The sequence below is a fragment of the Pseudomonas sp. YH-1 genome (genome assembly GCF_051990045.1).
In the GTDB taxonomy this organism is placed as follows: domain Bacteria; phylum Pseudomonadota; class Gammaproteobacteria; order Pseudomonadales; family Pseudomonadaceae; genus Pseudomonas; species Pseudomonas nicosulfuronedens.
Window position 1 is genome coordinate 4,487,763 of the sequence record NZ_CP178184.1, and the last position, 17,614, is coordinate 4,505,376.

Here is a 17,614-nt window from a genome sequence, read left to right on the forward strand (position 1 = left end):
GGCATGGCGGTAGGCGTACCGGAAACCGACGTATTCGCCGCGGCGGACGCGGTCTTGGCGCGCGGCGAACGGCCGACGGTGGAGCGGGTGCGTCTGGAATTGGGGCGCGGCAGCCCGGCGCGGGTCGGTGCCCTGCTGGATCAGTGGTGGGACCAGCTGGCCCAGCGCCTGCGCGGCGAAATCCGGCTGCCCGGGCTGCCGGCCGAGGTGGCGCACGCCTTTGTCGCGGTGTGGCAGCAGGCCATGCAGCTCGCCGATGGCGTCGCCGAGCAGGCGCTGGCACAACGCCGCGCCGTGCTGGAGACCGAGCGCCTCCGCGTCGCCGCGGTGGAGGAGGAAGCGCGCCAGGCCGCCGCCCAGGCGCGGCAGCAGGCGGCGGCGGCCCAGGCCGCGCAGCGGGCCGCGGAAACCCGCCTGGCCGATCTGGAGCGCTTGCTCGAGCAACGGCAGGCCCAGCTGGACGACCTGCAGAACCGTTGCGCAGCCCTCACCGAGGAGCGCCAGGTAGCGCTGCACGAGACCAGCACGCTGCGCCAGGAGATGCAGGTGGCGCAGCAGCAGTTGACGCAGGAGCGCGAGTCTTCGGCTAGCTATGTGCGCGGCGTGGAGGAACGCGCGCATCGCGAAGTGGATCGCGCCCGGGAGGAGAGCCGGGGGCTGGCTGCGCAGCTCAAGGCCGTGGGCAAGCAGCACGACCAACTGCGTCAGCGGCTGGATACGGCACTGGCGCAACTCAGTGCGGCGCAGCAACTCGCCGCCGCCGAATCGGCGCGAGCGAGTACCCTCGCGCAGCAACTCACCCCAGCGGTGCGTACCCGGCGCGACAGTGCCAAGTCAGCCAAACCGGCGAAACGCCCACGAAAACCGGCAGCTTCGAGTTCGTGACCGGGGCGTTGTTCACCGTCCGTTGGCGGGCATACGGCCAGCGAAGCGCTGCTGGAGGCCCGACTACCCGGCTGGAGTCCCCGCCCCGCCTCGCCTAGGCCTGCTGGCGGCATGCAGGGTAAGCTTGTGCCAGTGGTGACGGCGATGCTCGCGCGCCAGGGGAATCAGCGCAGTGCATAGGCAGTGGGCCGTTATTTCGCAGGTCCATGGTTATTTCAAGTGGTAGCCTACTAGGGGGCTCGGCGCATCGTTTCCTGAATGGTTAATCGTGCGATGTGACAGCGTTCTGGTCGCCTTAGCGCCCCGTATCGGCGCAAGTGCGGGTTCATAAAGTTTGGCGGCAACGAAGACACACGGATTAGGTGACTGCATGGCAAGACGGCGGGAGCAGCGGATTTTTACTGCGGAGGACGCTGCGAGGTGTGCTCACGAAGTCGTTCACCATGACCCGGCAGTGCCCCGCACTTTTTCGCTTGTTCCTCAAGACGGGCCAGCCGCGGACGCTGGTGTCAAAGCGCTTTCGGCGGAACGCAAGAAGGTGCCTGCGAGCATTCGGAACGCGCTGGCCAATGCGGAGTCGAGTGCGGGTCACATCAGCGATGATCGGCTGCAGGGCCTGGCCGAGCTCATCCAAAACGCCGACGATCTCGGCGCAACGTCTGCTGAGTTTGCGATTGATGCGACCGGGTCGCGCCTCATGTTCCGGCACAACGGGGCCGGACTTACTCTTCACGACGTGTGGGCGCTCGCGATCCCCTGGCTAAGCCTCAAAGTCGGCGACCCGGATCAGTTGGGTCGGTTCGGAATCGGTCTGAAAACGCTCCATGCGCTGTCCGATGTCCTTGAGGTCCATCAGGGCCACTTCCGGGTGCGCTACGCAGCTAACGATCTGTCGGTTGCAACGAACAGCCTGACATGGCCGGGTGAGGAGCCAGCGGATGCCCTGACGACGTTCGTGATCCCATTGGCGCCCGACGCGTCAATCGCGACGGCCGTGGCCGATTGGTTGAGGCGTTGGAGCGACGCCGGGTTGGTCTTCTTGTCCGCGCTCAACACCGTGGTGTTGCGGGGGCCTGCCGGCGAGGAGCTAGCCAAGCTTCACCTGGACCGCGGCGCCCCCGAACTTGTTAAGAGCACCAGCGGTGAGATGACTCGGCGCATTGCTAAGGCCTCCGACTCCCGGGAATGGGTCGTCTACTCACGGTCGGTCCCAGTGCCCACGGGCCGTACTCGAGCGCGCAAGGCCCAGGCGCGGCGCACGCCAATCGCTGTTGCGTATTCGCTCGTCGGCCCGGACCTCGGACATCTGCATGTCGGCCTTCCGATACGGCCAATCGGTCTGCCCTTTCGCCTGATGGCCCAGTTCGATCCGTTGACCAGCCGGCGAGATATCTCCGATGACCCGTGGAATCACTCATTAATCGAACCACTCAGTGCCCTGTGGCTTGAGTCCGTGCTTGACCACTTTGAGCGAAACCCGGTCGCCGCATGGGCGGCAGTTCCTCTCAAAGACGAGTTGGATGACGACGGGCAAACCACCGGGCAACTGCGGGCCGAGCTCGATCGGCATTTAATGCACACCGCGCGGACAGCATTCGCCCAGGGAATTACGCTACCGGACGGGGAGCAGCGGTATCACCTCCATGAGCTCGCGTACGAGGTTTTGGAACTCGAGCGTGTGTTGACTCCTAACGACGTCAAGACCGTCGCGGGCAGCGCAGGGACCGTTATCGCGGCCGTGAGGCCAGACGACGCTCGTTGGCGAGATACGCTAGAAGAGCTTCGCAGCATCGGAGCGGAAGCGCCGAAACTCGTTGAGGTGGTCGACGCACTCATGCTGCTTGACGACGTCTGTTGCGCTCCTGAGTTCGCAGCGGACCTCGTCGCCATCGCCGTAGAGACCGGCTTCACGAGCGAGCTCGAAGATCGTCCGTGCCTCATTCTGGACGACGCCTCCCGCGTCACTCCCGCGGACGTTGTCGGGCTTGGCGTGCTGTTGCCCGAGGAGGCGGGTACCCTGTGGGACATTCTCGACATCGGTCAGCGGCTTCACCCGGCATACGGGGAGCGGCCGGGTTGCCACAGCGTGCGGGGCTGGCTCCGGAGAACCGATCTCCTTCTTATGGAGGCAACCGATACCGTTGCGTTGCATGTGCTCGCGACAGCAGGCAACGACGGCGTAGAGCTCAACGCGCCGCTTACCGACGAGCAGGCCGACGCGCTTCGCGTGGCGTTTGAACAACTGCCAGTAGGTGACCGCCCGACGTTGGGGGCCGGCATTGGTCAAGCGGTCCGGTTCGCTGCGGTCACCTACGACGCTGCCGGAAAGACAATACCCACGACGGCGAGGCCGAGTGAGGCCTACATCATCGAGCGTGAGGCGAACGCATGGCGAGTCGCCGCAGGCAAGACGCCAGGCCTGATTTGGCTGCACAGTCGGTATGCGGAGAAGTTGCGCGCCGAGTCCGGCCGCGAAGGGGTCGGGGCGCAGCGCCTGTTTCGCTACTTGGGGGCTGAGACTGCCCCACGACTGGTCGAGCATCCAGGGCATTCTCAGCGCTTCGTGAATACCGAGCTGGGCGTCAGTCGCAACGAGACCGGCTCGCCGCTACGGCGTAAAAGCCAGATGGACGAGGTCGGGGCAACCTATACGTTGAAGGATCTAGTGTCGCCCGACTTGGATGCGGTGCTTTCGAACATTGCACGCGAAAAGAAGGCCACCGACAGAATCCGCCGCGCGAGCGCGGTCCTGAACAGTCTTAATCGGGCCTGGGACCGTCTGGCCCCTTACACAAAGGTACGTGCGGTCAGCGATTACCGCTCTTGGCAGAATCGGGACCACGTCGATGCGTGGTGGGTGGCGAAGGCCGCTTCGATTCACTGGCTCACCTCTGCCAGTGGGGCCGCCACTGAACCTGACAATCTCCGAATTCGGACGGCAGTTACGGAGGCCTTCTTCGGGAATAACCCTTCCGAATACCTCAATGACCGGCTCGATAATGCTGCGTACCAGGAGGTACTTGCAATCCTGGGCGTTGCGGGCGACCCACGTCCTGACCAGCTTCTCGACAGGCTACGCGCGATTAGAGACATGTTTCCTGCCGATGCGGCCGCAGCTGCGGACCATGCAGCGCCCCTGTACCGAGCGCTCGCAGCCCAGATCCCCGGTCGCGGAGCGTCTCGCCGCCCTGGTCAATTGACCCTCGGCGCGCTGCGCTCGGAGTTCGGGAAGGGTGAGGGGCTGATTGCCACCAACGTCGGGTGGCGGCGACCGTCAGTTGTTCGAAACGGGCGCGCCATATTCGGCCCCATGCAGTCGTTCGTTCCGGCCGTCGAGGGTACGGATCCACTGTGGAAAGCACTGGAGATTCGTCCTCCGGACGTAGCGGACGCGAAAGGGATTATCCGAAAGATATCCAAGCGGAGTAGCCTGACCAACGAGCAACTGCTTGTGATGCTCGAAGCGTTGCGCATTCTAGCGGGGACGTCGGCCGATCAACGGGGAAAGCTAGCTAGAGGCCCCGTGTGGGTGGGTGATCACTGGATGTCATCGCGCCCCGTCTTCGCGGTCGAAAACCCGCTCATTGCTGGCGGATTGTCAGGCCAGATTCCGATCTGGGCTCCGGGCGGGGCGCTTACGCAGCTCGACGCACTGGTCGAACCGTACGGACTCACGCGCGTCGACGCCTCCCTTGCGCGGGTCAAGGGAGCCGAACACGCGGAGTATGACCCCGAGCTCACCTGCATGTTCTCTAGCGCGGTTTCAAATCTGCGCAAGGATCTGGCACTGAGCGATGCGTACAGCGAAGCCAGCATCCGGGTGTCATGGGACGTGCTATCGCAGTTCAACGTCTGCGTCCTGCGAGACCTCACTGTCACCTTGGAGGATCTCATCCCAGGCAAAGTCTTGTCCTTCGCGCCGCAAGCTTGGATCGACCTGGACGCCGCCACGTTTTACATCGCCCACCCGGACGATCTCGGTGATCCGGATTCCGGCGCGTACGCGATCGCGACGGTCTTTGCCAGCGATACGCGGCGGATGGCCCACGATTGGCTGGCAGCTTGGGCGGCGGCAAAGGCGGGGCATCGAGCTGAGGTGATCAAGACAGCCGCGAGTCTGGAGGCTGAGCAGAAGCGGGCCCGGGCCGAGCGCGAGGCCGCTGGCGGCGTCAAGCTCCAACAGCTGTCGGAGGAGTCGGAGCGACGCCGTCAGAGGAAGGTGAGCGCCAAACCGGGGGGCAGGCAGACCGGGAGCGCGGAAGACGGCATCGTGCGGAGGCTGCCGCCAAAGACCCTGGTAGACCTCTCGACACTGAGACTGAACAACCCCACCGGGGAGATTCGGGTGGGAACCCACACGAAAGATTCTGCGACACCAAAGGACCCGACAAAGAACGGTAAGCTGCTACGGGATGCCGATAAGAGCAGGCCCAAGGCAAAGCGGTCGCCAGGAGCAGGGTCGGCCCCGCGCAACTACACGCAAGAGGAACAGGAGAGCCTTGGCGCAGAGATTTGCCGGTGGGTTTTGGGGCTCGACGAAAGTGAGATCGTCGACATTCGCAATCAGCACAACGTCGGGGCAGATGCGGTCGACCAACTCGACAACTTCTACGAGTACAAGGTGCATGCCAGCGCCATCCCTGACGTGATTCGACTCGAACCCAGCCAGATCGAGCGGGCGCGGACTACTCCCAACTTCTTTCTAGTCGTAATTGGCAACCTTCAAGCCGGGGCAGGCGATCCCGAGGTGCGAATAATCACAAATCCGTTAGACCAGCTCGCATTGCAGCCAACCACATCCGTTCAGTTCGCCGGCGTGCTCGCGGCGAAGGCGCTCACCTACCGGTTCACCGCCCAAGACAATGGCGAAGAATGAGGAATGTCATGGAGCGTTGCCCGCGACATCCTCAAGACCGAGCGCCTGCGGGTCGTCACGGTGGAGGAAGAAGCTCGTCGGCCTCGGAAATGCGGCTAGCCGACCTGGAGGTCTCGCTGAGTGAGCGCCAGGCGCAGTTGGATACCTGTCTGCGCTCGGCACTTTTCGGCATGGTTGGCGGCACCGGCATTTCGCGGGTCCGGATGGCCAAGTGAAAGCAGGCGGTAACGAACGACACTGACCCGCCATTAGCGCATCCGTGCTTGACGACGGCGTTTCGCCATTTGGGCGGGTAGGGCCAGCAGATCCTGATGGCCTATTCGGGTTGACGCGATCCTAAAGCTACTCGGCTCGACGGGGATCGCAGCGGCCGGTTTCCTTGGGGGATTGCTCGTCTGGCGCCAGAATGGCTGCTAGGGCGGGCTAGCGGCGGGTCCTGGAGGAACACGGAGCGCGCCCGCGTTGGCTCCAGGCAATGGCCATTTCGTTTGGGATCCCCCCGTCAGGATGGTACGTGCCCCTGACTCCGACTTATCCTGCGAGGGAACATCAAGTTGCTGAAGCATGCCCCTGTCCCCGGCCCCCGTGCCTCACTGCCCGGAACGGAACGGCGGTGCCGATGCGCTAGGACTCACAGGCGTCGGGGTACGTTATCGCCCAGGGCAACGCGGTTGGGCACAGGGGCAATGCAGTCGAGAAACGGGACAGTGCAGCACGTGCTGCGGTGCGCGCCGTGAGCGTGGTCGGTGGGAGCGATCACCGAGACTGTTGCCAGCCATATGCCCAGGCGGTAGTCGTGTCGCTAGAATTCATGGAGCAGATGCGAGGTCACGGCCGTCGCATCAGGAAAAGTCGGCCCGTTCGTGCGCCGTCGAGGCAGAGAAACTATGCAGTCCGAACTCATTAAGAAACGCATCATCGGCAACCTGATCGACGAGGTCGTCGAGCTCGATGCTTCGACGCTGGAGGTGGTGGGGCATAGCCTCATTGAACTGCTTGAGGCTAAGCGCCTCATCCACCACGGGCTCAATCGAGACTATCGGCCCGTCGGCTACACCATCGACACCTTTTCGCAAGATTTCCTGGTCGCCGGCGAATACAGCGCCGAGAAAGAGTACTTCCAGGGCAAGGTAAGCAAAACTCCAGCAGGGCAGGGGGCCGGTGAGCAGGATGCGGGAGGCGCGGACGCCGAGGCGCCTGTCGCGACCTATAGCAAGATCGAGAAGGACGTACAGCATGTCCTTGACCATGCCGCCGGCACGCTGCCCCACAAGATCTACCTGATCTGCAGCCAGGAAGAGCCAGAATCGTTTCGCGCGAAGTTCAATCGTACCGCGATCGCGCGGGAGCACGGCGAGCGTCTGAACATTCTCGATGCGCGCGAGGTGGCCAGGTTGATCTTCGAATTCTCCACGCAGAACCAGACCGCTGCGGCGTTCTATGCCACGATTTTCCCGGGTTTTGCCCAGGACCTCGATAACCACGCCTACTACGGCAAGGCCCCAGCATCGTGTGAGTACCACGTCTCCGATCCTGTCGTAGTGGCGGCAATCCGCGATCACTTTGATCAGGGCAGCCGTGTTTGCCTGCTGACCGGGCTAAGTGGCTCCGGCAAGACACAGGCGGCAATTGACTACCTGCAACAGGAAGGTCAGCACTACGAGAACTACCTGTGGGTTTCTGGCGCCGATTGGAAGCAGGACACTTCGCTTAGCTCGGTGCAACGGGCAAGGGGGGGCGTTGCCGTCAATGTGGCGGGTATCTTCAACAGCTACCGGACGCTGCTGGTCATTGACAGTTTGGAGCGCGAACTGGGGGAGCGCGCGCTCGATGGCCTCGCCAAGGGGTTCGCGCGAGGCGGCCGGGTACTGGTGACGTCGCAGCTCAACCCCCCAAGCAAATCTGCGCTTCGCATGCCGACCATTTCGACGGAGGCGGCGGCCATGATTCTGGGAGAGAGCGGCCAGCGCAGCGCAATTGCCACAAAATTCATCGAGACGTGTCGGTTCTCGCCGCTCATCCTCGCGACAGTGCGCAAGCTGGTGGAGGCCGAAGGCGTACCGCGGGAAGAACTCTATGAGGAAATCCTTGCTGACCCGCAGGTCATTGCCGATGGCAATGGCGCGGCCATCATGGAGCGAATCCTGCGGCGATTGGACCCGGTCTACCTCCGCGGCTTGCAGCAGATCGCCAACTCTGGCTCGTTCGCCAACGATGCCAGATTTCTCGGGCATTTTTTGGGGCACTCGGTAAAGTCCCGCCTGCAGGGGCTGTCGATACTCAGGCCGGCAGTCGCGCCAGAGCTTCTGTCCGTGCATGACCTCATCTGCCAGGCCGTACGCGACAAGCCAGATGCCGAACCTATCGTCACTGCGCTAACGCGGTATGTCGAAAAGCATTCGGGGGAGATGATCCCCAGTGTCATCCGACAAATTCACTTGTGCGCGCCGCAGTTGACGGAGGTCTATCAGCGGCGCCTCACGCAGCAACCGGACTGGCTGACTTATGCGCTGCTGCAACTGGACAGTGGCCAAAGTCTGGTCCAAGCGCAGGCGCTCCACCTCCAGGCAGTTCACGGCGGGGCGGCTTTGCCAGAGCTGCTGTGCGTCATTGACGCGCAGGAGGCATTTGCCTATTCATTGGATCACGACGATCGGCGTCAGCACTTCAGTGCTTGGGCGGAGGAATATGGCCAGGCTCAGCAAGGGGACCCAACGTCTGACGTGAACCTCGAGCTGTTGCACCATCAAGGGAAGGCTTTGCGTCGCTGCGGCAGATTGCCTGAGGCCCTGAGCTGCTTTCAACGGCTGCTGGAAATTCGTCCCGAGTGGCATGCAACCTACTTGCAGATTGCGCATATGGGCACGCAGAACGATGCCGATCACCCCATCAAGGCAGCGGGCATGGACGCCATGCGGATCCTCATCGAACGTGTGCTGGCAGCACCACTGAATGTGCCGCTGCGGGTCTCGTTGGCGGCCGTCGCACGACTCCGTTCCTACAGGAAAGTCGCCGACGAGATGGTAAGCCACGCCGAGCAGGTGCAGGTGCTGGCAGACGTGATTGCGCTGTCGGCGCTCGAGGGACTGGACCAGTTCTATGAGGCTTATCTGTCCTTCACCTCAATTTTTGCCTATCTGCACCCAGAGATTTGCGTGGCGCTGGCCGAGGGATGTCCGGAGATCCTCTCGATGCCGCCCGCGCTGGTCGATAAGGGCCAATGGAGCAGCGCCTGCGAGTCGCTTGGTAACACCGCAGCAGCGGTTGGGCGAGCAGGCAAGACTGACTTGCGGGACCGCATCACAGCGGCAGGCATTGCATTCGCCACGGCTCTGGGAAGCCAGACGAGGATCAAGAGCTTTGACGCTCGCGCGGTTGCCAAGATGTTCCTGTTCGCGGGGATGCCGGAAGACGCCCTGGCTGTCATCACGAAGATTTCTCCAGAGATCCTCAACCAGGACCATTGGCTTCTGTATCGCAAGGCTGAAGCAGAACTGGGTGTTGGCAAGCCGGAGGATGGCCTGATGACGGCGGAACTGGCGCTCGCGCTTGCCCAGCACGACAAGAAAGGGCTTGAACGAGTCGCTAGCTATCATGAGTTGCTGAGTAAATGTCACGAAGCATTGGGTGCAATAGACGCGGCGATCGCGCAGATGGAGGCCGCCGTCTCGGCCTCTGCGGCGGGGAAATATAGACAGGCGTTGTCGGTAAGATTGGGCGTGCTGAAGGAGGGCGCAAATCCCCCGACTTAACCACCAAGGCTGACCATTGACCTGGAAGCCTGGCGGATCGACGCCGTCGGGCTCCCTGGGATAGGCAACACCGCTGCACGAGGAATCGATCAACACCAGGGCGGAGGTAGGGCGGCCACGGCTCAGCTGAAGGCAGCAGGGAAGCAGCGGGAACAGTTGCGCCAACGCTTGGATACGGCGCTGGCCCAGATCAGCGCGGCGCAGCAAGTCGCCGCCGCCGAGATGGCCAGGGCGTCCACCCTTGAGCAGCAGCTCGCTCAGCCGACGCGCGCCCGCGCCACGCCGGCGAAACGGCAGCGAAAACCGGCAGCCTCGGGCTAGGGAACGGGCTTTTGCCCGAGTTGGATGCGTGATTTGGAGATAGACGAAAGTGGGGGCGAGAAGACCTTGATGACGGAGCATAATCGCGGGCATCTGAGGGGGACGTTAGGCGTCATGCCCGTGGAGCAAATGCTGGTCTTGCGCTTCCCAGTGGTAAACAGGCAAGCCACGTATCGTTGTCTTTTGCTACATCGCCGAGTTCGCGGCGCGGTCCAATAGTGTCCTGTGAGTTCACCCATGTCTGAAGGAATCAAGAACACCGCGATCACCGCCGCCGGTTACATCTACCAGAACCGACAAGGCCTCAGAATTCTCTGCGACTGGCTTGACGCGCCGGCTCGTTACACCCGGGTGAAATTTGAGTGCGATGACGAGGTCGTCGCGCCGACGGGACTAGATGACATCGTTGTCGAACATGCAGATGGCCTGGTTGACCTCCAGCGGGTCAAGTTTACCCCGGCGCCACACGCGCATCCGCTCTGCTGGGATTGGATGCTGGAGAATACCGGCAAGACGACGCGATCGAGGTCGATGCTGCGCAAGTGGTTCGATGCCTTCAAGGCGCTGGACCCGTCGCGTACTTCCAGTAAGAGATCCGTGGCAATCTCTCGTAGCTTCGGCTTAAAAACCTTCCCTACGGCGGTGACCGGTAGAGCGTCGAGAATGATGATCTTCTTCGGGCATGCGGGCCTCTCTGCGATGTGCTCCATCGCGTAAGCCTGTAGGTCGTCCCTGCTAACACTCATACCCTCTCGCAGCTGCACAAAAACTACCGGCAGCTCGCCTGCATATTCGTCAGGCATGCCAACTGCGGCTGCCATGCTTACAGCCGGGTGCTCCTCCAGGCATCCCTCAATTAGGGCCGGATCGATGTTATGCCCGCTACGGATAATGAGGTCTTTGGCGCGCCCGGTGATGAAGAGATTTCCCGCCTCATCCAAGTGCCCAAGGTCTCCTGTTTTGAGCCAGCCATCTGGCGTGACAGGCGAGTCAAGACCAAGGTAACCGGGGAAAACCATCGGGCTGCGCACGCAGATTTGGCCCGACTCGATGGAGACCTCAACAGGTGAGGACACATGCCCAACACTGCCCCAAACCGCTGGTATGGCCAGGTTTGGCAAAGCGATCACGCCGCTCGACTCAGTCATGCCGTACGCCTGATAAAGCTGACGATCCAGCTTCTCCAAGGCCAATTCATGGAGCTTGAGCGGCACTGGTGCTCCACCTGTCAGGAGGAATCGAAGGCTGCTGATATCTGCCCCCTCAAGCGGGGCATCAAGCATTGAGGCCATTGACGTAGGAATCCCGCTGCTGATCGTGACGCGCAGAGTCTGGATAAGGCGCCAGTGTTGGCGAATTACCTCAGGGTTGCGGAAGCCGGACACGGTGGGAAGAACGAGTTGTCCCCCGGCACCGAGAACCGCCAGGCTATTAACGATGGCCCCTGCGACATGAAAGATTGGCAGACCATTGATGGCGATATCGGCGCCCGTGAGTTGCATGCTGCGTATCACTGCCATAGCAGCAGTGGTCTGATTTTCATGCGTGTGACACGCCAGCTTCGGAGTTCCCGTTGTACCTCCGGTGTGGAAGTAAGCGGCGATATCCTTTGGCGTAGGAGCGTCCTCCCCTACGAGGGGAACGTCTTTGTAGCGATTTACCTCGGAGTCGTAGTGCATCGCTCCAGCAGGGCTGAAGACGGATACACAAAGGGGCCTGTTGGGTAGCCGACTAGCAACGCTCACAGCCTTATCCCAAAGCTCACTGCCGTGCAGAGGGCCTAGAGCGAAAACAATATCCGTCTGGGCCTTCGACATCAGCTGGAGCAATGCTTCCTCATTCAAGAGAGGATTGAGTGGGTTAGCTACGCCAGCAGTTTCGGCGGCCCAGAGAAGCGTTTGGGCTTGAGGAATGTTTGGCAACAAAAGCGAAACCACGGGGCGCGATTTGCCCGTGAGTTTCCTCATCATTTGCACCGTCTTATGTATCTTGCTAAGCAGTTGCTCATGACTCAGGCGATACGAAAGAGCGACCTCATCTAGATCATCGATGAAGGCCAGAGCAAGTGCCTGGGGAGCTTGTTGCGTCGCAGCAACAAGGAGTTCGTAGACAGTTTGAGGAGATGGATTTGTCATTGTTATGAGCTTCGTTACGGCAGAAAGCGCGGATGATGCTCCGCTGGTTTCTATGGCTCATTAACATTTGTTAATCATGGGTGATTGCTTGCCGCAACGGTAAGCTGAGCGTCGGCTTCTGGCCGGTTGCAGACTGCCGCGACCGGTTGAATCCACAGCCGATAGCAGCCTATTGGAAGCGACCGTTCGCCGCGTCGATCTCGCTGCCGCGAGGTGTGTGTTGCGTTCGTCGATTGACTCCATAACCATCAAGCGGATGGCTGCTGTTTAGCCTTGTGGCCAGAGACACGCGAGCCAATATACTCTGAGGGGGGAACGCCCTCCCAATCTCGAAAAGCTCGTCTGAAATTCGCCACATCGCTGTAGCCAAGCGCCCGGGCGATCTCCTCCACGGAGAGCCTTCCAGATTTGAGGTGCTCTATGGCTAGCGAATGGCGCACTTCCCTAAGTAGTTGCTTGAAGCTGGTGCCCTCAACCAGCAGGTGTCGATGCAATGTACGCGGTGTCATGTAGAGCAGGCGTGCCGTGGCAATCAGAGTGGGGAAACTGCTTTGTCGTTCCAGCATGAGTCGCCGGACACGGTTAGCAAGTGAGCTCTTTTCACCGAGCTTCTTGAGTTCGCGCTGGCAGATTAATTCTGCCTCACGGAAAGCCTCGGGATCGGCCGTGCGAAGTGGTGTGTCCAATATCGACGAGCTGAATGTGTACGCCGCCCAAGGCTGCTCGTAAACGACAGGACAGCCGAACATGTCGGTGGCCAGATCGACGTATGACGGCGTGGGGAATGGGAAGCTGATTCGGCTGATTGGGGGGCTACCGGGGGTGAGGGCATCGAAAATATTCTTCACAGCCAGCATCACGGCTTCCACTACCGTTTGCTCAATCGTGTCGAGAGGATGCGCCGCCACGAAGCGGAGGTGTTCCAGTTCCGCAGCTTCGTCCTGTTCGAGCTGCACCCGAACCAGGGTGATGCGCACAGCGAGGTAGCGCTCCAGCAACTGGATGACTTGCCGCAACGACCCTCCTTGCAGTGCGGCGAAACCCAATGCGCCGTGCGTTCCAACCACCAGCCGCTCACCAATCAGCAGGCCGAATGCCGGCTCATGGCTCAGCGTCAGCGCCTGCTCGATGAGCTGGGTGAATAGCTTGATGCCGGGCTGGTACTCCGGGTCATCGAGTTGCTGTGGGCCGACTCCGCAATGGGCGAGCCATTCGCCGGGGGAGGCCCCCATGACCCGGAGCTGCTCGGCGATCTGACGCAAGTACTGAACGGGAAGCAGGAAATCAGGCATGCGCGTTCGGTTCCGTGATGGACGGCGGCCCACAGAATGTCAATTAATGACCCCCGTATTGTCAACTCAGGCCCTCTCATCCGTCTGTGATGCGTCCATAGGATTCAGTTGTCCCGATCCTAATAACCAGAACAGGAGGACAGATGTTTCCATTCCTTGCCAGATCTCGCCCAACCCGCGCGCAGATCAATGAAATCGACATCTCGGTGAATCCGAAAGAAACGCTGCTGCAAGCAGCCTTGCGCGAGGGCATCGACTTCCCACACAGCTGCCGGGTGGGAGGCTGCGCCACCTGCAAGTGCCGATTGCTCGCGGGGCAGGTGCGTGAACTGACCGAGACCAGCTACATCCTCACGGATGACGAGCTCCATCAAGGGTACATATTGGCCTGCCAGAGCGTTCCGCGAGGCGAGGTGAAAATCGCGGTTGACTTCGAGCGCCAGAAGACCCTACGCCGAGTGCGCGGAAAGATCGTCGGGCAGGACAAGCTGACGCCTGACATCACCCGGCTGGTTGTCCAGCTCGAGGACAGGATTTCTTACAGGACAGGTCAATACGCAGAGCTTGCACTTGACGCTTTGTCGAACTGTTCCCGCGCGTTTTCCTTTGCCACGCCAGCTCAGCCGGATGCCAAGGTCAGCTTCTTCATCCGCAGAGTGCCAGGTGGCGCTTTTACGAGCCTAGTCAATGATCAACTTCTCCTGGGGGAGGGACTAACGCTAGCCGGGCCGCTGGGCGAATTCCATCTTCGTCCATCGCCTGCGCCCCTGTTGCTGATCGCAGGTGGCAGTGGCCTTGCCCCGTTGCTGGCGATTCTCCGGGACGCCGCTGACCGTGGCGTCGAACGCCCAACCACCTTGCTGTTTGGCGCCCGCCGCGAGCACGACCTGTATGCGCTGGATGAAATCGCCGCCATCGCCGCGCGATGGAACGGTGACTTTCGCTTCCTCCCGGTGCTTTCCGAAATCGCGGGCGACTCCTCTTGGGATGGCGCACGTGGGCTGGTCACCGCGCACATACCGGCGCTGCTCGGGCTGGGCACGCAGGCTTACCTATGCGGCCCTCCCGCCATGATCGACAGCGCCACGGCCTTGCTGCGCAGCCTTGGTGTGGACCGAAGCAACATTCACGCGGATCGCTTCACCACCGTTCGGGACTCGGCGGCAACCGCCGCTATCTGCCAATAACAAGAGACAACATCATGAACGTGCTGCATTACCTGAAGTACTTCCTGTTTCATGTCATCGGCCTATTGGCTGCAGCTTCCTTGCTTGCCGGCGGCGCCTGGGTCACCTACGGGCTGCTTGCCGTGCTGGCGTTCTACCTGATCGGCGACGCGGTGGCGGGGGACGATACCAGCACGCCTCGATTCAAGTACCCGGGCATACTCACCGTCCAGCTCTGGTTGGCCCTTCCGCTGCTTGGCTTCATTGTGTTCTCGGCGGTCTGGAGCGTCAGTGATGGCGACGTGCTGGGCTTCGGGGGCGCCCTGACTCACCTCACTGGCCATGACCTAATTGCCGCCCGTGACACCACTTTTGTTGGCCATCATGTTTCCGCATGGCTGCTGACCGGCTTGATGATTGGAATGATCGGCACCATCACCGCACATGAACTGACCCATCGAACCTGGGACCCGGTTTCCATGCTGATCGGGCGCTGGTTGCTGGCATTCAGCTTCGACACCGTCTTTTCCATCGAGCATGTCTATGGCCATCACCGGTATGTCTCGACCACCGAGGATCCGGCCACTGCGCCACGTGGGCGCAATGTCTACTTCCACGTGCTGGCTTCGACCGTAAAAGGCAATATCAGCGCCTGGAAAATCGAGAAGCGGCGACTCGCGCGTAAAGGGCAGAGCCTGTATGGCTGGTATAACGCGATGCTGCGCGGTCATGCAATGAGCCTCATGCTGGTCGCTGCCGCCTATGGCCTGGGCGGATCGCAAGCCGCGCTGTTCTTCGTCGCCTGTGCGCTGTGGGGTAAGGCGTTGCTGGAGATCGTCAACTACATGGAGCACTACGGCATGGTCCGTAATCCGGCTACGCCGGTGCAGCCGCGTCATTCCTGGAACACCAATCGACGCATCAGCTCGTGGACCATGTTCAACTTGACACGCCACTCCCATCACCATGCGCAAGGTGAGGTCCCCTATCAGGATCTCAAACCCTTCCAGAATGCCCCCATGATGATTGGCGGCTACCTGACCACCATCCTGGTGGCGATGATCCCGCCGCTTTGGCACCACCTGATGACCCCCAAGGTGCTGGCGTGGGATCGCGAATTCGCCAATGAGGAAGAGCGGAAGCTTGCTGCCGAAGCCAACAAGCGCAGTGGCATTCCAGCAATGAATTGACTTGGGTACAGACGCAGCTACGGATCGCGGGACTCAATCTTCAATATCTGCTTCTGGCTATGCGCATGCGCGCAGTCAGGAGCGGAAACCAAGTACGTACGAGAGGTAACACAATGCTCAAGGTGAAAAGGGTGCTGTCCTGAATTTGGCGAATGTTCGAATGAGGTGAGCCGCTCTCATGGTCCACACCACGGTCTACCTCCGCGTTCCAGAGCCGAAATGATCGTTAGTCCGGGATCGGAAAAACGGAGTTCCTGTTCGACTAGACTCACTGATTGCAGTTGAGATTGGCGTTGGCCTCACGTGCTCAGCGCAGTTCGTTGAGGGAAATCCCTCATTGCCTGGCGGCTTGACGCCTTCCTAGTATTGCCCCAGGTAATCGACCCGATCGACGGAGAAAAACCATGGCTACCGTACAGACTGACGACAAGCGCCCGACCCCTGACCCGGCCGAGGACAATGCCTTTTTCCCTTCGCCGTACTCTCTCAGCCAGTTCACGTCGCCCAAATCAGACCTCAGTGGCGCCGACTATCCGAATCCCTATCGCGGTGGGCGTTGGAAGGTTCTGATGATCGGGGCCGATGAGCGCTACCTGCTGACGGACAACGGCACCATGTTTTCCACGGGAAACCACCCCGTAGAAACACTGTTGCCGATGTACCACTTGGATAAGGCCGGTTTTGCCTTCAACATCGCAACCCTGTCCGGAAACCCCGTGAAATTCGAGTTCTGGGCCATGCCCTCCGAAGATGCCGAGGTGAAAGGGCAATACGCCAAGTATCGCGATCAGTTCAAGACTCCACTCAAGCTGGCCGATGTGATCGAGCAGAAGCTGGGCGAAGACTCCGACTATATCGGCGTGTTCATTCCGGGCGGGCACGGGGCCTTGATAGGCCTGCCCGAGAGCGAAGATGTGAAGAAGGTCCTTCAGTGGGCTGCTGCCAACGACAAGTTCGTGATCTCTCTTTGTCATGGCCCCGCAGCTCTGCTCGCAGCAGGCATCGGTGAAAACCGGGACACCTGCATCTACAACGGCTACAAGATCTGCGCGTTTCCCGATGACCTGGACGCGAAGACGCCTGACATCGGTTACATGCCTGGCCATCTGACCTGGAAATTCGGTGAAGAACTGAAGGCGCTGGGCCTTGAGATCATCAACAAGGACATCTCGGGTGCAACCCACCAGGACCGGAAGCTGCTGACGGGCGACAGCCCGCTCGCGGGCAACTCTCTGGGCAAGCTGGCGGCCGCCGCGTTGCTGAAAGAGGTGGCGGCGGGGTGACTCAGAACGTGGCCGAGGCGGCATTTCGAGCCGTCCTTGCGATCGAGAGTGCTCAAACGCTTTCGGTGATCCAGGAGTCGGTTCGCACCTTTGCCACGCCGTTTGGTTACGACCGCTTCGTCCTGTTTTCCGCCACATCGGCACGCGACGAAGTGATCGAACGCATCTACTGGGTAGAGGGCAACTGGTTCGGCGACGAGCATACGGTCGACGCCGATACCTATATCCGACGCTGTCCGGTCAAGCGCCATATTATCGAGGCTCGTGAGCCCTTTTACTGGAGCAAGGTGAAGGGCAACGGCGGAGAGCTTTACCGGGTGGTTCGCACCCCGGTGGGCCCCGGCGTTCATGGATTGCAATCGGTCCATTGGGGCTTGAAGGCGCCATGAGCCTTGGCGGGGAGCGGGTGGATGCAACTCCCCGGGTTCGCCTGGCGCTGAGCATCGTGGCCACGGCGGCGTTCTTCTCCGCTCGCCGGCTGCTGGAGGCGCCAGTGGGCGAGGTATACAGAAAACTTTCCGAGCGTGAGCGCGAAGTCCTGGCGTGGACTGCAGCGGGCCGGCGTCAAGCAGAAATCGCCGCAACGCTCGGTCTGTCGGAGCGTACGGTGGAAAACCATTTGCGGTCGGCGCGTCGCCGTCTTGGCGTTGCAACGACAGCCCAGGCCATCACCGTTGCCATGCGCAACGGCGATCTGGAGGGCTAGGAGGCAGG

At 61.2% G+C, this 17,614-nt stretch carries 10 protein-coding genes; 8 read left to right on the plus strand and 2 right to left on the minus strand.

Annotated elements, in window-relative coordinates; all coding sequences use genetic code 11:
* The first annotated feature begins 3 nt into the window (after positions 1 to 3).
* The 3 genes from ACKI1H_RS20590 (at position 4) to ACKI1H_RS20600 (ending at position 9,513) form a co-directional block, all read left to right on the plus strand.
* Positions 4 to 885: a DNA-binding protein gene (locus ACKI1H_RS20590; RefSeq protein ID WP_440466134.1), complete on the plus strand. Its 882-nt coding sequence runs from the start codon at positions 4 to 6 to the stop codon at positions 883 to 885.
* A gap of 454 nt (positions 886 to 1,339) precedes the next feature.
* Positions 1,340 to 5,761, plus strand: a complete 4,422-nt coding sequence (locus tag ACKI1H_RS20595) for a sacsin N-terminal ATP-binding-like domain-containing protein (protein WP_440466135.1) — start codon at positions 1,340 to 1,342, stop codon at positions 5,759 to 5,761.
* 887 nt (positions 5,762 to 6,648) lie between these two features.
* A complete protein-coding gene (locus ACKI1H_RS20600) occupies positions 6,649 to 9,513 on the plus strand; it encodes a tetratricopeptide repeat protein (protein WP_440466136.1) in 2,865 nt (954 codons plus the stop codon).
* Between the two features lie 662 nt (positions 9,514 to 10,175).
* On the opposite strand, the gene ACKI1H_RS20605 is transcribed toward ACKI1H_RS20600, so the two are convergent.
* Positions 10,176 to 11,969 (minus strand): AMP-binding protein, encoded by a 1,794-nt coding sequence (locus ACKI1H_RS20605; RefSeq protein WP_440466137.1) that lies wholly within the window; start codon positions 11,967 to 11,969, stop codon positions 10,176 to 10,178.
* A gap of 248 nt (positions 11,970 to 12,217) precedes the next feature.
* On the minus strand, positions 12,218 to 13,261 hold the full coding sequence (locus ACKI1H_RS20610; RefSeq protein WP_440466138.1) for an AraC family transcriptional regulator: 1,044 nt from the start codon (positions 13,259 to 13,261) through the stop codon (positions 12,218 to 12,220).
* A gap of 143 nt (positions 13,262 to 13,404) precedes the next feature.
* Here ACKI1H_RS20610 and ACKI1H_RS20615 point away from each other — a divergent pair, with 143 nt between their 5' ends.
* The 5 genes from ACKI1H_RS20615 to ACKI1H_RS20635 all read left to right on the plus strand — a co-directional run bounded on the left by ACKI1H_RS20615 (position 13,405) and on the right by ACKI1H_RS20635 (position 17,606).
* Complete coding sequence (locus tag ACKI1H_RS20615; protein WP_440466139.1) at positions 13,405 to 14,448, plus strand: 2Fe-2S iron-sulfur cluster-binding protein; 1,044 nt, start codon at positions 13,405 to 13,407, stop codon at positions 14,446 to 14,448.
* 14 nt (positions 14,449 to 14,462) lie between these two features.
* Entirely contained in the window at positions 14,463 to 15,617 is a 1,155-nt protein-coding gene (locus ACKI1H_RS20620; protein ID WP_440466140.1) for an alkane 1-monooxygenase, read from the plus strand.
* Positions 15,618 to 16,021: 404 nt separating this feature from the next.
* Positions 16,022 to 16,900 carry a glyoxalase III HchA gene (hchA, locus tag ACKI1H_RS20625; RefSeq protein ID WP_440466141.1) on the plus strand — a complete coding sequence of 293 codons (879 nt, stop codon included), beginning with the start codon at positions 16,022 to 16,024 and terminating at the stop codon, positions 16,898 to 16,900.
* Positions 16,897 to 17,289 carry a hypothetical protein gene (locus tag ACKI1H_RS20630; protein ID WP_440466142.1) on the plus strand — a complete coding sequence of 131 codons (393 nt, stop codon included), beginning with the start codon at positions 16,897 to 16,899 and terminating at the stop codon, positions 17,287 to 17,289. The genes hchA and ACKI1H_RS20630 overlap by 4 nt, the downstream gene beginning before the upstream one ends.
* Complete coding sequence (locus ACKI1H_RS20635) at positions 17,286 to 17,606, plus strand: LuxR C-terminal-related transcriptional regulator (protein ID WP_440466143.1); 321 nt, start codon at positions 17,286 to 17,288, stop codon at positions 17,604 to 17,606. The genes ACKI1H_RS20630 and ACKI1H_RS20635 overlap by 4 nt, the downstream gene beginning before the upstream one ends.
* The last annotated feature ends 8 nt before the right edge of the window (positions 17,607 to 17,614 follow it).